The following is a 14,632-nucleotide window of genomic DNA, read 5'->3' as shown; positions in this document are numbered from 1 at the left end:
TTGCTAATAAAAAACCAGCTCAATGAGCTGGTTTTTTATTGCTATAAATTGTATTTTAAACTCAACATTACATAGCGCGGCTGCACTCTAAATTGTGAGGTTCTTGTGGAAAACTGCGAGAAATTATCGTCGTTTAAGGTAGTCGTATTGAGTAAGTTGGTGGCTGAAATTTTATACTCCCATTTACTGTCTTTGGTTTTTTGATAGATCAAACTGGCAGAGAGAAAATCATATTCGTTCTCAACAGATTTATCATTGTTGTAATAATGATAAAACTCATATTCACTTACAAAAGAGAAGCTTTTCAGGAAGAAATAATCCAATTTTACGGTTGGTCTGTCGGTGAAAAAAGTATCGTTCGGATAATCGTTTACCGTGTAGCTGTATCCTAATTCAATATTGGGAAGGTTCTTGAAATTGGTAGAAGCTCTCAAAGTGTAATTTTGGGTAAAACTTTCATTAGTAACCAATACATCTTGTAAAGTATTCCGATCGATTTGGATGTTATTGAATTTTGACCAATTCACATTCACATTCAAAGAAGCTTTGTAATACTTAAAGAACGAACGCCCATAACTTCCGAAAAACGACAAAGTCTCGTCGGCAAACTCAGAGTTAAAAGGCGAAGACACTTGGTTTACATTGTTAAAGAAAGCTCTGGTCTTGATGGCATCTACCGTACGATTATAACTTGCAGCGGCGGAAATATTCTCAAAATTGAACATATTGTATTTAAAATACCTTAATGAATGCGATTGTTGGATCGCGTTTTCTAAAGTTCGATTTCCGCTTGATAAACTATTGTAATTGTTCAACACAAAACCTTCAGCAAGACGATTAATATCGGTGAAATTATTGGTGAAGGCAAAGTTATATGTTAACGTTTCCGCTTTCTTGATTTGATAAATAGCGGTCAAATCGGGTAAAATGCGGGTGAAATTTTGCTTAAAACTTGTCCCTAATTGCTCATTATTCAAGGCATAAGTATGAAAACTAACTCCGGGAGTAAAAGTAAATTTACCGGTTAACACCTTGTAATGAAAGCCCAAGAATGCATCATTGAAACGGTAACTCACATCGTTAGTATTGGTAGTGTTGTCCAAATTATTTACGTTTCCGTTATCCAATATTTGGTACATACTCGAGTTGAAATTTTGAGCAGAATAGGTATTGCCCAACGTAACATTAAGATTACTTTTTGGGGTAAGCATATAGTAATAATCCAATTTAGAATCCAACTTATTGGTTTTTACAAAGCGTTCTTGGTTCAAATCAGTTCGAACCTGATTGGTATCGTAACCCAAGATATTATTTGACTGCGAAGTAAACGGATCAGAAGCTAAGTTGGCGTTGTAAAACGGATTTTCGTCTTGGTATAAATGTTGGGTTTCAAAAGCAAAAACATGTTTCTCTGCAGCAGTATAATAGAAACTCAGATTTTGATTAATGGTAACCGGATCTTGCTTTTTAACCGTTAAAATATCTTCGGTTGTTGACGTATTGCTTTCGTCTATGGTTTCTCGAAGTAAGGCATTATCTTCATCTTGTTTTGAAAACTTAGCCAAGATATCGTAATCAAATTGAAAATTGGTATTGGGCTTGTAAGTTGAACTTAATTTGAATAACCCTAAGTTACTTTTTTGATGGGCAATTTCTTGTCTGTTTTCGGTGGAAGCGACTTCGGTAGACGTTGGGTCTAAAAAGTTAGTAGTAGACACCGTTTCCAAATCGGTAATCGAAGACGACAAAATCGCAAAACCGCTTAGCGTCCATGACTTTGTAGGATTATATGAAAAATTAGTGGCTCCGAAATCGGTTTCAATTTCTTTGGCGCGATTGTTTCGCAATAAAGAAATTCCTAAATCATTGCTGGTAACATTGAAACTGGAACCACCTTTAGACATCATGTTCCTGAACCCACCGGTGAATTTAAAATAATCCTGAATGGTTAACGGCAACTCCCCAATATTGTTGAAATTGGTAATGATATTAACACTATATTTAGGACTGTAATAAAACAATTTAGGGTTGATGTTGTAACGATCAAACTTTGTTTCGGGCTGAAATCCACCCGCGGCGGTCATATCGCCAAACCAGAAATTTTTCTTACCGGACTTCAGCTTGATATTCATAGCCACATTATCCTGATTGTTCTCAACGCCTTTCAAAATGGAATTCTCATTATAATTGCGCAACACTTGGACTTTATCTATGGCATCTGCGGGAATATTTTTAACGCCCAACTTAGTATCGCCATCAAAAAAATCTTTGCCTTCTACCATTAATTTAGAGACTTTTTTGCCTTCTACTTCTACTTCACCGTCGGCATTGACTTCAACACCCGGTAATTTTTTTAGGACATCTTCCAATTTTCTCTCGGTACCGCTTTTGAAAGAATCAGCATTGTACACTATGGTATCGCCTTTGATGGAAACCGGCATTTCTCGAACAATCTCAACTCCGTCAAGTTCAATTCCACCACTTTCCATAGTAATGTTTTGGGTGATATTTTGGGTTTGAGTGGTAATGGTAATCTCTTTGTTTTGCATCCCCAGATAACTCAATTTGATGGTATAAGTGGTATTGGGCTTCAAATTAAGGACAAACTTACCTTTATCATTGGTGATGGCATAAGCATCCATGGCTTTGGTCGCCTGGTTAACAGCCATTACGTTGGCCATTTCTAAAGGATTTTTGGCATTGTCTTGAACCGTTCCTTCTAACTTTACGGTTTGAGCAAAAGTGTTTGCGCTGATTAAAAACAACAGTGCAGTTAAATATTTCATGAAGCTATTTTGATGTTGATGAATAATTATCGACTCATTCTCATTTGGAATCCGCCGCGACCGTTATTCATTTCGCTCATTTCTTCCATTTTCTTGATGACGATTTCGTCGTATTCTTTTTGCGACACTTCTTTACCGTTGGTTGGCGCTTTGATGTCAGCTTTTTCTTTTGGATTTAAAACAATTTTGGAACAAAGGATGGTTGTTTTGCCATCGTTGACTTCTAAAATCAAACCTGGTAATCCCCAGTAACCTTCGGGACCTTGACTCACCGGAATTTCGGGTGTATACCAAGCGGTAATGGTAATCTCTTTGGGCATTTCTATTTGATCCATGAAGCTGGTTTTTGTACCTTCCTTGCTTTCTTCTTTGGCTTTATCGTCTTTTTTTTCTTCTTCCTTTTTAGGACGGAAATTACGGAAATCTGTTTTACTGGCCGGAATTACGGCAGTCGCTTTGAAACAATTGTAACCGCCAATCACACGGGTTTCTCCGGTCATTTGCCAATTGTAGGTCTTCAAAGAATCTTTCACCAAAAACTCTTTACCCATGAATTCTTTGTCGACTTTATATATTTTTTCTTTGACATTCTTGTAGTAGGTTCCGCCACCACCCATCATGGAACTCATCACTCTGAAACCGCCGCCGCCTTGACCCGGCGCTTCCAATTTTTCTTCTTCCTTGTAAATGGAAGCCGACTTATCGAAGTTTAAGAAAAATGTTTTTTCAAACATCTTTCTCATGCGTTCTTCAATCATTTTTTGCATTTCGGGGGTGATTTCACGATTGCCTTCAAAACGAGATTTGAAATCGGCTGTACTGGTTTTGGATTCATACACCGCCATTCCTTGAAAGTCTTTTTGGGCATGCGATGACAAATAAGAAAGCAAAAAATACGAAGCAAATACTATTCTTTTCATTGTATTAGGTTTTGAATAACAAATATGACGAATGAATTTGTAAACTGTTACCAATGTTATGTTAAAAAATAACTTTATTCGTGGGAAAATTAGCCTCAATAATTTATCTTAGCTATATGATAAAGGCGGTTTATTCATTTCTCGTATTATTATTGTTTTCCAATAGTTTAGCCCAAAACGCACCTTTGGAAACCAAATTAGTACAAACGCAAACCTTGACCGATAAAGTTTTTAAAGGCTTTGACGGTTTGGGAAACGAATATTTTGTGAAAAACAACGTTTTCATTAAACAAAGCGAAACCGAAGCTTGGGAATATAAAAATGTGGCTTTGGGAAAAATCAGCTCAGTAGATTTTATCAATCCGCTGAAGATAATTTTATTCTACGAAGATTTCAATACGGTTATTTTACTCGACAACCAACTCAACGAAATCCAAAAACTGAATCTCTTCGACATCGACAACACTATTTTTGCGTCTAAAATTGGGATGGCTTCTCAAAATCAGTTTTGGATTTACAACGCCTTAACCCAACAAATCATGTTGTTCGATTATTTAAAAAACACGTCCAAAAACATTGGAAATCCCATCCAGGAAAACATTAAGTTCACGCAATCCGACTTTAACCATTTTTACTGGATAGACGAAGTGAACAATTGGTACAGCATTGATATTTTCGGCAAAGTAAGCTTATTGGCCAACATTCCGCCGTTTGAAAACATCCAAATTATTGACAATCAAACCTTGTTGTTTGTGAAAGACAATACACTTTACTGTTTGAGCACCAAAACCAAATCGGTTTTCGAAATTCAAATTGTTGAGAAATCGTTCCCTAATTTTTATTTCAAAGACCAAATTTTAGCTATTTTTACCGACCAACAAATAAAGAAGTATAAAATAAAATTACCATAATGCACATAGCGGTAGCCGGAAACATAGGAGCAGGAAAAACAACATTAACCCGATTTTTAGCCAAACATTTCAAATGGGAGCCTCATTTTGAAGATGTAGTAGACAATCCGTACTTAGACGATTTCTACCACCAGATGGAGCGTTGGTCATTTAACCTGCAAATTTATTTCCTCAATTCACGTTTTCGCCAAGTATTGCAAATACGCGAAAGTGGTAAAAACATCATTCAAGATCGTACGATTTATGAAGATGCACACATTTTTGCCCCTAACTTACATGCAATGGGCTTAATGACCAACCGCGATTTCCAAAACTATACTTCACTTTTCGAATTGATGGAAGGTTTGGTTGGCGCACCCGATTTGTTGATTTACTTGAGAAGTTCAATCCCGAATTTGGTTTCTCAAATTCACAAGCGCGGACGCGAATACGAGAACACCATCTCTATCGATTATTTAAGCCGATTAAACGAGCGCTACGAAGCTTGGATTACCACTTACGACAAAGGAAAACTTCTAATTATTGACGTGGACAACGTTGATTTTGTGAATAATCCGGAAGATTTAGGCATGATTATCAACCGTATTGACGCGGAGATAAACGGTTTGTTTTAATATTTAGGAGCGAAAATTTCGGGCATTTTTGCGGTCCGTTTTCCCGCTATACATTACAATCTCGTCCCAAAAGACGAGATTTTCATTTCTATCGGGGCTAAAAAGGTTTTGTCTTTTGTAAAATCAGTTTTTCATAACGTCAAAAAGCGATGTTACACGAATGGCTTTTACCGGTTTCGTCAACTTAATTGTCACTTTCTGTCTTGGCAAAATATCAAAATAATTATCACTAAAAAAAGCATCTTCTTCCGCAGACAAAAACACATTTTTGGCTAGCACATCGGTACTGATTTCATAAGTCAGCTCGTCTATTTTGCTAATTTGAATATTCGGCTTGGTCAATTGCAAATCTTTGGGTTTGACAAAATAAAACAAGCTTCTTGAGGTTTTCCCGTCAGTTGTTTTACAAGTCACGGAAATCACCATTTGACGAAGATTTTTAGCACTGTAATTCTCTTTAGGAGTAGCTGAAAGTACTTCATTCGAATTGGCTTCAATATCAAACTCCACTTCGTATCCGTCAATAGGATTTCCGTTAAAGTCCATTACTTCTTCCAACAGAGTAATGTGATGCGGTTTCGGCTCGTCGTTGATTACTCTGACTTCATAATTCACTTCATTTGCAGTAATATCAACCAATATAGGATTAAAACTCCGCTTCGCCTCGTATTGAAATGCTTTCCATCTACCATAATAATCTACCGAACTCCAGGAAGTCACCGGCCAACAATCGTTGAGTTGCCAAAAAAGCGTTCCCATACAATTGGGCTTTGCCCGGCGATGCGTTTCAATAGCCGTTTTCATGCCTTCGGCTTGCAGCAATTGCGACACATAAATGTAGTCTTCAAAATTGGTTGGTACTTGATAATCTCTCGCCATGTACTCGTTAATGGTTTTATACCCCGTTGGATGTTTTTGATGGGTTTTAATCGCATCTGAGTCAAAGTTGAGTTCGTCAGTTTTGGCAAAAGCCAGAAACGTTTTCTTATCCGGCAGGCCTTGAAAACCATATTCGCTCATAAAGCGTCCGACTTTCTTTTCATACATTTCAAACGGTTCCATACCCCACCAAACACCCCAGTAATGGGCATCGCCACTTAATAAACTTTCTTTTCTGCCCCAACCAATGGATGGCGAAGACGGCCAATAGCGATTTTCATTTTTGGGCAATAAACTGTCTAAAGTTTTCGGGATTAAGTCGTGAAACAACTTTTGGTAATCGTTCCAGATTTTAGTTGAATCGGCTTTGGAATAATTGAATTGCTTCTGCCAACCCCAATTGTGCCAGCCTTCGTCATTTTCGTTATTGCCACACCAAAGAGCGATACTCGGATGGTTTTGCAAACGGGAAACATTATCAATAACTTCCTGCTTTACATTTTTTAAAAAGGCTTCATCTCCCGGATACATGGCACAAGCAAACATAAAATCTTGCCAAACTAAGATGCCGTTTTTATCACAGGCTTCGTAAAAAGCATCATCGGCATAGACTCCGCCGCCCCAAACCCGCAACATATTCATATTGGCATCAACCGCATTCTTGACAATAGATTGATAAACCGAATCGGTTACTCTGGGCAAAAAACTATCAGGCGGAATAACATTGGCACCTTTCATAAAAACCGGTTGACCGTTGACTTTAAAATAAAAACTCTTGCCGATAGCATCTTTTTCCTGAACCAATTCAATGGTTCGAAGTCCAATTTTAATTGATTTTTTTTCTAATAATTCTTGGTCGTGGTACAAAGAGAACTCAAACAAATATTGATGCGCCACACCCATTCCATTGGGCCACCACAAAATAGGATCAGGAATAACCATAGGAATTGTCACTTTATTGATACCTTTTTGGAACGTTCTTTTAAAAGGAACATTCCCTAATTGGATAGTATAATTCCCGGCCGACTTGGCGTCAATAGTAAATTGAAACTCCAACCGAGCTTTCGTTTCTGTGAGCTCTTGTTGTGTATGAGTAATATTTAGGATGCTGGCTTTGTTCCAAAAATGAAGTTTCACCGTTTTATATATTCCGGAAGTAACCAATCGCGGTCCCCAATCCCAACCGAAGTGGTATTGCGCTTTTCGGGTAAAAACTTTTTCATCACCAGGCAAAGTGTAAGGCAGCTTTTTGGCTTCTTCCTTTCCTTTTTTTACAGCTGAAGCAAAAGTGATTTGAAGTTTATTCTGTCCCACTTTCAGCACTCTTTTAACGTCGACTTTCCAAGTGCGAAACATATTGTTAGCAGAAAGGATTTTAGTACCGTTTAAATAAACTTCGGCAAAAGTATCTAAACCGTCGAACTGCAAAACTGCATTTTGATGTTTCAGTTCTTCATTTGAAATGCTAAAAGTTGTTTGGTATTGCCAATCTTCATTTTCAATCCATTGCAATTGTTTTTCATTGGTGCCGATAAACGGATCCGGAATGAGTTTGTTAGCCAACAAATCGGTGTGCACCGTTCCGGGAACTTTGGCCGGAAACCATTTGTATTTATCATTATTAACTCCTTTAAATTGCCATTTTTCCGAACTTAAATTGCGCTCGGTATTTTGTGCGGCAGTTAGTAAGCCATAAAAAAAAAGTAGTACTAAATACTGCTTAAAATTTGAACCATATAAGGCATTTAAGTTCATTGCAGTTTGGTTTTTAAGGGACGAACTTCTGATGCTGAAGCCATTTCGCTACCATCAGTTATAGCCGAAGAATGATAATAAATCGCTTTAGTATTTTGCTGAAGAGTTTCGATATTAGACGAACGCAAACCACCGCCGGGCATGATGGTGATTCGGTTGTTGGCTGCTTTGACCAATTCGGATAAACGATTCATGCCATCCATAACATTTTGGGCTTGACCCGAAGTTAGAATCGTTTTGAAACCACAATCGATGAGTTGTTCCAGAGCTTGAAAAGGATTGATAACTTCATCAAATGCACGGTGAAAAGTACACGGAAGTGGTTTAGCCAAATCGACTAACATTTTATTTTGCTCCCCGTTAATCGTGTTGTCCTCTTTTAAAATTCCGAATACAAATCCGGCAACATTCAACTGTTTTAAAGCAACAATATCGGTTTGCATTTGCTGAAATTCTTCCTCCGTATAGACAAAATTGCCTCCTCGTGGGCGAATCATAACATACAAATCGATGCTTAATTTTTCTCGGGCTTGTTTTACGATTTCAAAATTAGGTGTTGTACCACCAACTTCTATTCCGGCACAAAGTTCTACTCTATCGGCACCGTTTTCTTGAGCGATTAGAGCTGATTCAAGATTAAAGCAAGCGATTTCAAGTTGAGCATTTTGAACCATATAAGGCATAGCAATGAATTTAAGTTTATTTCAAAAAGTAGTCTGCGTCAACCAACTTACTTCCTGAATGGTCGTTTACCGCATAGTTGAATCCGCCTTGAATACAATAAGCGCCGTAATTGCCTTGTTTGTCTAAAGCGATGAATCCAACCTGAATATCTTTGAGGTTTTTGTTGCGGTTCTTGGTGAGTTTTACAATACGCGAAACGGCTTCTTCACAAGCTTGTTGCGGCGATGTTCCTTGTCGCATCAATTCGACTACCAAATGACAACCGGCAATTCTAATTACTTCTTCTCCGTGACCGGTAGCTGTGGCGGCTCCGATTTCGTTATCCACATACAAACCCGCTCCAATGATAGGTGAATCGCCTACCCGACCATGCATTTTAAAAGCCATGCCGCTTGTAGTACAAGCGCCGGAAAGATTCCCGTGAACATCTAAAGCAATCATCCCAATCGTATCGTGATTTTCGATATTGGCAATAGGTTTGTACTGACTGGTTTTGAGCCATTCTTTCCATTCTTTCTCGGATTCTTCCACCAAGAGATTCTCTTTTTTGAAACCTTGAGATAAGGCAAATTGCAAGGCGCCATCGCCTACCAACATCACGTGAGGGGTTTTCTCCATAACCGCTCTCGCCACAGAAATGGGATGTTTGATGTGTTCCAAAGCCGCTACCGAACCAATATTAGCAAATTCGTCCATGATACAAGCATCGAGCGTTACTTTGCCGTCTCGATCCGGTCTTCCGCCGTAACCAACACTTCTCTCTTTGGGATCGCCTTCGGGGATTTTTACTCCGGCTTCCACGGCATCGAGAGCACGACCGCTATTTTTTAGAATTTCCCATGCGGCCCCATTGGCTTGCACTCCGAAATTCCATGTAGAAATTACAATTGGCTTATTGATTTTACCTTTTGGCTTTACCAAATTATCGTCTTTAGAAGCAAACGATTGCAAAGCTATAGCTACGGAACCTGCCGCGGCTGTTTTGAGAAAATTTCTGCGATTGCTCATGATTATTCTACGGTTATTTCGTCTGCAAAAAGCCAAGCTTTATTTCCGGCTCCGGGTTGACCATCGGGGATAATCCCGAAGTTTTCCGCTGTAACTTTTACAAATTGTATGTTTTTATGATGGCATTTGATGTCGACTTGACCGTTAGCTTTGAGGATTTCTTCGTAAGTGAAAGTGCCGACGGTTTCAAATTGTATCATGTCTTCTGAAACTTGGAAAGTCACTTTTTTAGGAAAATAAATCCAAGATGACGGACTGTTCAACAAGCCGAGACTCAATTGATTGATTTTTTGTTTTTGACCCAAATCAATAGTAGCATTCAAGTCGACTCCGGAAAAGCCTAACCAATGCTGTCCGAATTTGGCTTTATCGCCTTTGATACCGTCTACCAAAGTAAATCCGCCTCCTTTAGCATAATTGCCACTTGGTGGATTTTGAAGCGAAACCAATTGACTCGTGGCTTTGTGAATGTGGAATGTCATTTCCGCTACATTACTTTTGGCCTTTTCGTTCTCGAAATATTGGGCTTTAACCGTTTGAGATTTGGTAATCTCTATGGCTTGATCATACACTCTTGATTGGGTTGTTGGCATAGTACCATCTGAGGTATATCGAATACCATTTTCCGATTGAGCGTTTTTCAACAAAAACAATACACCATTCCCTCCGGGCCTTGGCATCACCTCCGAGGTAATTTCAAATAAAGCTTTACTGTAGTTGATGCCTTCTTGGTCAAATCTTTTGAAATGCTGTACGATTCGCTTTTGAAAATCGGCATATTGATTGGGATTAGAAGTGCCCCAAAGCACTTCGGATAAAGCCATCATTCGAGGAAAAATCATGTATTCCACTTGTGCAGGCGAAGTGATGTATTCTGTCCAAACATTGGCTTGAGCGCCTAAAATATATTTGGATTCAGCTGCTGAAAGTTCATTAGGAATCGTATTAAAAGCATACACCTTTTCCACCGGAGTATAGCCACCAATGGCTAAAGGTTCGTTTTGCGGATTGCCTTGGTAATGGTCGAAATAACAATGCGAGCCGGGCGTCATCACCACGTAATGTTTTTCTTTGGCCGCAGCTATGCCGCCTTCGGTACCGCGCCAACTCATTACCGCTGCGTTGGGTGCCAAACCACCTTCGAGAATTTCATCCCAACCGATGATTTTTCGGCCTTTACTATTGACAAACTTTTCGATTCTTTGGATAAAATAACTTTGCAGTTCGTGTTCATCTTTTAGGCCTTTTTCTCGAATTAAATTTTGGCAATGCGCACATTTTTTCCAGCGGGTTTTCGGACATTCATCTCCTCCGATGTGGATGTATTGAGAAGGAAAAAGTGAAATAACTTCAGATAAAATATTTTCCAGAAAAGTGAAAGTTGCTTCTTTCGGACAAAAAACATCGTCTAAAACTCCCCATTGTTTTTCTACTTCAAACGGACCGCCAGTACAGGAATATTGAGGATAAGCAGCCAAAGCGGCTACCGCATGACCGGGCATTTCAATTTCAGGTACGACGGTAATGTGTCGCTGTTGGGCATAAGCTACGACTTCTTTAATTTGGTCTTGCGTGTAAAATCCGCCATAGCGGATGGTATCGTATTTTTGTTCATTGTAATGGCCTACCATAGAACCATTGCGCCATGCGCCGACTTCGGTCAGTTTTGGATATTGTTTGATTTCGATGCGCCAACCTTGGTCATCGGTTAAATGCCAATGAAAAGTATTAAACTTATACATCGCTAAGTAATCAATATACTTTTTGACAAACGCTACAGAGAAGAAATGTCGAGCGCAATCGAGGTGCATGCCGCGCCATTGGAATTTAGGATAATCATTGATTTTTAAACACGGTATTTTGATTTCCCTCTTATTTTCGGAAGGAATCAATTGTAACAGCGTTTGGATACCGTAGAAAAATCCGGCATTATATTCGGCTTTGATAGCGATTGCTTTCTCGGAAACCGTTAAACTATAGGGTTCTTTGACACCACTTGCAGCAGGACCGTCCACATCAAAACTCAAACTGATTTTAGAACCATTCGACACGGGAACGATTTTCAAGTTTAAACCTGTTAGTTGTTTGATGGCCATTTGAAGATACTGTGCTTCAAAACTACTGGCATCAGCCTGAATAACGGTTTTATCGGTTAACAAAAAAATACCATTTTCTATTTTAACCTGACCGGGTTGCGGTATTAGAGGCAATGAATTTTGAGAAAATCCAATTGTAACAAGCAGCAGTAAAAAAGCCGTTAGTTTGGTTGTCATGAAAGTGTTGTTTGTTTTGCTAAAAATAAACAAAAAAACAAAAAAAATGCCTCACTTTCGTGAGGCATTTCATTATGTATAATTCTTGCGATTATTTTAAAGCATCTACTTTAGCTTTAACTTCCGCTTCAGTACCTTCAAATTTTTGAGTAGTTGCTGTTCCGCCTACTCTAGTTGTAACAGTTGCTGTGGCTTTACCATTGTTGTTAGTGATTTCAACTCTAACATCTTTGTTAGTGGCAACAGCACCCGGTTTGGCACAACAATCAGCTTTTTTATCAGCAATAAATTTACCATCAGCACCGTAATGAGATAAACAAGCTTCTTTTTGCTCTGGTGTACAACCTAAAGAATCGCACATTTTAGCACATTCTTCTTTGGTCATGTCTTTGCATTTGCTCATATCGCATTTGCCGATCATATCACCACTACACTCTTTTTTCATTTCCACAGTGCACTCCATTTTTTTTGTCTCTGCACCATGACCTGAACCTAAGATTGGGGCAATTACCAATCCTACCAAACAAGTTAATTTGATTAAGATGTTCATCGAAGGACCTGAAGTATCTTTAAATGGATCACCAACAGTATCTCCGGTTACCGCAGCTTTGTGTGCATCGGAACCTTTGAAAGTCATTTCTCCGTTGATTTCCACACCGGCTTCGAATGATTTCTTAGCATTATCCCAAGCACCACCGGCATTGTTTTGGAAGATAGCCCAAAGTACACCGGATACACAAACACCAGCCATATAACCTCCTAAAGCTTCAGCACCCATCAAGGCACCCACAATGATTGGAGTAATGATAGTGATAGCACCAGGCAACATCATTTCGCGCAAGGCTGCTTTAGTAGAAATATCAACACATTTTCCGTATTCCGGTTTTCCGGTACCTTCCATAATACCCGGAATTTCTCTGAACTGACGACGAACTTCTTGTACCATGTCCATAGCCGCTTTCCCTACAGATTGCATTGCTAAAGCAGAGAATACTACAGGAATCATACCTCCGACAAATAAAGCTGCCAATACATCGGCTTTGAAGATATTGATACCGTCAATGCCTGTAAAGGTTACATAAGCAGCAAATAAAGCCAAAGCAGTTAAGGCTGCAGAAGCGATAGCAAAACCTTTACCTACCGCTGCAGTAGTATTACCAACTGAATCCAATACGTCTGTTCTTTGACGCACTTCTTTTGGTAATTCGCTCATTTCGGCTACACCACCGGCATTATCAGCGATTGGCCCGAAAGCATCGATCGCCAACTGCATTGCAGTAGTCGCCATCATGGCAGAAGCAGCGATTGCCACTCCGTAGAAACCAGCTAATGCATAAGCTCCCCAGATAGCGGCAGCAAATAACAATACGGAACCAAAAGTAGATTTCATTCCGGTAGCTAAACCGGCAATAATGTTAGTAGCTGCTCCGGTTGAAGAGTTTTGAACGATATTCAATACCGGTTTTTTACCTAAAGCAGTGAAGTATTCTGTGATAGCAGAAATCAATAGCCCAACACCTAAACCAACTAAAGTAGCATAGAATACGTTGATACGAGCAATTTCTTTAACCCCTTCTCCAAAGAATTTCATACTGATTTTCTCCGGTAACATCATATCGATTAAGAACCAACAAGCTACTACAGTCAAAACTAAAGAAACATAGTTTCCTAAGTTTAACGAACCTTGCACTTGTGCTTCTTTAGCTTCGTTATTTTTAATTTTCACAAAGAAAGTACCTACAATAGAAGCCAAAATTCCAACACCGGCAATAACCAATGGTAATAAAATCGGTCCCATTCCGTCGAAAGCATCAGTGTATTGAGCTCCTGAAGCTTCAGTCATATCTTTGATAATGTAATTTCCTAAAACCATAGAAGCCAAAACAGTAGCCACATAAGAACCGAATAAATCGGCACCCATCCCGGCAACGTCTCCTACGTTATCACCTACGTTATCAGCAATAGTTGCAGGGTTACGCGGATCATCTTCAGGAATACCGGCTTCCACTTTACCTACTAAGTCAGCACCAACGTCGGCAGCTTTAGTATAAATACCACCACCAACACGAGCAAACAAAGCAATTGACTCAGCGCCTAATGAGAAACCGGCCAATGTTTCCAACACTAAAGTCATATTTTCATAGAATGACTTGGTAGCATCACCCATGAATTGATTTAAAAATAATAAAAAGAAAATGCTCAAACCCAATACTGCCAAACCGGCAACACCTAAGCCCATTACCGTTCCACCGCCGAATGACACATTCAACGCTTTAGGCAAACTGGTTTTAGCGGCTTGAGTAGTTCTCACGTTAGCTTTAGTTGCAATTCTCATCCCGATATTTCCGGCTAATGCAGAAAAAATAGCTCCGAAAATGAAAGCAACAACAATCATCCAGTGAGAAGTTTTTACTACTTGGGAAACCGCAAAAAGGGCTACAGATGCAATAACAACGAATACTGCTAAGATTCTGTATTCAGCTTTAAGGAAAGCCATAGCTCCCTCTTGAATACTTTTTGAAATGCTTTGCATTTTTTCATCTCCGGCATCTTGTTTGTTAACCCACATGGCTTTAACTCCCATGAATACAAGTCCTAAAACTGCCATTACAATTGGCACGTACATCATAAATTTTTCCATTGTTTTTTTATTTATCGGTCGCAAAAGTAACAAAACTTTAACAAATAAAAACAATATCGCGAGTGAATATTAGTGAAATTGATATACATGATTTTTTAAGCTCGGTATATTTTGGTGTTTTAAAAATATTGCACAGTGGTTCAAAAAAACTATTTTTGGAA

9 protein-coding genes are annotated in these 14,632 nt (G+C 39.0%); 2 read left to right on the top strand and 7 right to left on the bottom strand.

Annotated features, from left to right (window positions below; all coding sequences use genetic code 11):
* Window positions 1-41: 41 nt before the first annotated feature.
* Together ACJG85_RS04995 and ACJG85_RS04990 are read right to left on the bottom strand one after the other, a co-directional pair.
* Complete coding sequence (locus ACJG85_RS04995) at window positions 42-2,786, bottom strand: carboxypeptidase regulatory-like domain-containing protein (RefSeq protein ID WP_412477069.1); 2,745 nt, start codon at window positions 2,784-2,786, stop codon at window positions 42-44.
* Between the two features lie 26 nt (window positions 2,787-2,812).
* Entirely contained in the window at window positions 2,813-3,706 is an 894-nt protein-coding gene (locus ACJG85_RS04990; protein WP_409679036.1) for a GLPGLI family protein, read from the bottom strand.
* Between the two features lie 116 nt (window positions 3,707-3,822).
* Here ACJG85_RS04990 and ACJG85_RS04985 point away from each other — a divergent pair, with 116 nt between their 5' ends.
* Together ACJG85_RS04985 and ACJG85_RS04980 are read left to right on the top strand one after the other, a co-directional pair.
* Window positions 3,823-4,617 carry a hypothetical protein gene (locus ACJG85_RS04985; protein WP_412477068.1) on the top strand — a complete coding sequence of 265 codons (795 nt, stop codon included), beginning with the start codon at window positions 3,823-3,825 and terminating at the stop codon, window positions 4,615-4,617.
* Window positions 4,617-5,231: a deoxynucleoside kinase gene (locus ACJG85_RS04980; RefSeq protein ID WP_409679030.1), complete on the top strand. Its 615-nt coding sequence runs from the start codon at window positions 4,617-4,619 to the stop codon at window positions 5,229-5,231. The genes ACJG85_RS04985 and ACJG85_RS04980 overlap by 1 nt, the downstream gene beginning before the upstream one ends.
* A 123-nt stretch (window positions 5,232-5,354) precedes the next feature.
* Here ACJG85_RS04980 and ACJG85_RS04975 read toward each other — a convergent pair whose 3' ends face one another.
* The 5 genes from ACJG85_RS04975 to ACJG85_RS04955 all read right to left on the bottom strand — a co-directional run bounded on the left by ACJG85_RS04975 (window position 5,355) and on the right by ACJG85_RS04955 (window position 14,471).
* Window positions 5,355-7,865: a beta-mannosidase gene (locus ACJG85_RS04975; RefSeq protein ID WP_412477067.1), complete on the bottom strand. Its 2,511-nt coding sequence runs from the start codon at window positions 7,863-7,865 to the stop codon at window positions 5,355-5,357.
* Window positions 7,862-8,548, bottom strand: a complete 687-nt coding sequence (locus ACJG85_RS04970) for a copper homeostasis protein CutC (protein ID WP_412477066.1) — start codon at window positions 8,546-8,548, stop codon at window positions 7,862-7,864. The genes ACJG85_RS04975 and ACJG85_RS04970 overlap by 4 nt, the downstream gene beginning before the upstream one ends.
* 16 nt (window positions 8,549-8,564) lie before the next feature.
* The gene (locus tag ACJG85_RS04965; protein WP_412477065.1) at window positions 8,565-9,557 is read right to left on the bottom strand and encodes an isoaspartyl peptidase/L-asparaginase family protein; all 993 of its coding nucleotides are present in this window, start codon (window positions 9,555-9,557) and stop codon (window positions 8,565-8,567) included.
* Window positions 9,558-9,559: 2 nt separating this feature from the next.
* Window positions 9,560-11,830 carry a glycoside hydrolase family 20 protein gene (locus ACJG85_RS04960; RefSeq protein WP_412477064.1) on the bottom strand — a complete coding sequence of 757 codons (2,271 nt, stop codon included), beginning with the start codon at window positions 11,828-11,830 and terminating at the stop codon, window positions 9,560-9,562.
* 91 nt (window positions 11,831-11,921) lie between these two features.
* A complete protein-coding gene (locus ACJG85_RS04955) occupies window positions 11,922-14,471 on the bottom strand; it encodes a sodium-translocating pyrophosphatase (protein WP_412477063.1) in 2,550 nt (849 codons plus the stop codon).
* Between the last annotated feature and the right edge of the window lie 161 nt (window positions 14,472-14,632).

Origin of the sequence: Flavobacterium mekongense (assembly GCF_047038255.1) — a bacterium.
Lineage (GTDB): Bacteria > Bacteroidota > Bacteroidia > Flavobacteriales > Flavobacteriaceae > Flavobacterium > Flavobacterium mekongense.
Note: the sequence above shows the minus strand (reverse complement) of the source record. Positions and strands in the feature narration are given on the sequence as shown.

Excerpts from the sequence above, each read along its gene's own strand:
- ACJG85_RS04995 (WP_412477069.1), bottom strand. The coding sequence starts at position 2,786 with ATGAAATATTTAACTGCACTGTTGTTTTTAATCAGCGCAAACACTTTT.
- ACJG85_RS04990 (WP_409679036.1), bottom strand. The coding sequence starts at position 3,706 with ATGAAAAGAATAGTATTTGCTTCGTATTTTTTGCTTTCTTATTTGTCA.
- ACJG85_RS04985 (WP_412477068.1), top strand. The coding sequence starts at position 3,823 with ATGATAAAGGCGGTTTATTCATTTCTCGTATTATTATTGTTTTCCAAT.
- ACJG85_RS04980 (WP_409679030.1), top strand. The coding sequence starts at position 4,617 with ATGCACATAGCGGTAGCCGGAAACATAGGAGCAGGAAAAACAACATTA.
- ACJG85_RS04975 (WP_412477067.1), bottom strand. The coding sequence starts at position 7,865 with ATGAACTTAAATGCCTTATATGGTTCAAATTTTAAGCAGTATTTAGTA.
- ACJG85_RS04970 (WP_412477066.1), bottom strand. The coding sequence starts at position 8,548 with ATGCCTTATATGGTTCAAAATGCTCAACTTGAAATCGCTTGCTTTAAT.
- ACJG85_RS04965 (WP_412477065.1), bottom strand. The coding sequence starts at position 9,557 with ATGAGCAATCGCAGAAATTTTCTCAAAACAGCCGCGGCAGGTTCCGTA.
- ACJG85_RS04960 (WP_412477064.1), bottom strand. The coding sequence starts at position 11,830 with ATGACAACCAAACTAACGGCTTTTTTACTGCTGCTTGTTACAATTGGA.
- ACJG85_RS04955 (WP_412477063.1), bottom strand. The coding sequence starts at position 14,471 with ATGGAAAAATTTATGATGTACGTGCCAATTGTAATGGCAGTTTTAGGA.